Below are 437 nucleotides of genomic sequence, written 5' to 3' on the forward strand. Positions count from 1 at the left end.
TCCAAATTACCAGCCAGCGCCTAAAGACGCTGGCTTTCACTTTGTTCAAGCCTCATTGTTCTTAACTCGTCGCTTGCCTCTTAAAGAATTGAGTCTTTCCATGCGACCATTAAGAAAGAATGTATTTACGCAGAAACGACTGTCGACTATCAAGATTTTGAAAGCTGTTATCATAGTGTTTCCCAATATATTGAAGGATTTTATAATACGATAAGACGGCATAGCAATCTGAATTATCTATGTCCCAATGATTTTGAAAAACTCTTGTTTCACTAAAATGCGGTTCAGCAACCGAAGGGCGATAGCCTTCCATTTTTCCTCCCAAAATGTGTCTAGGATATTGACAGAAAACCAATAGCTAGAGATGAGTTTGTCCTGCTTGTCCACATGGCGGAGTTCAGTGAGACGGTGAGCCTTGTCATAGGTCAAGAAGCTCT

General features: G+C 40.7%; 2 protein-coding genes. One reads left to right on the forward strand and one right to left on the reverse strand.

What is annotated here, in order from left to right:
• Positions 1 to 123: 123 nt before the first annotated feature.
• Positions 124 to 276 carry an IS3 family transposase gene (locus SORDD16_RS12270; RefSeq protein ID WP_369404189.1) on the forward strand — a complete coding sequence of 51 codons (153 nt, stop codon included), beginning with the start codon at positions 124 to 126 and terminating at the stop codon, positions 274 to 276.
• Here SORDD16_RS12270 and SORDD16_RS11375 read toward each other — a convergent pair.
• Positions 238 to 437: hypothetical protein (locus SORDD16_RS11375; RefSeq protein ID WP_164966530.1), on the reverse strand; the 200-nt coding region annotated here is incomplete at its 5' end. The genes SORDD16_RS12270 and SORDD16_RS11375 overlap by 39 nt on opposite strands.

Origin of the sequence: Streptococcus oralis, from assembly GCF_001578945.1 — a bacterium.
GTDB lineage: Bacteria > Bacillota > Bacilli > Lactobacillales > Streptococcaceae > Streptococcus > Streptococcus oralis_Q.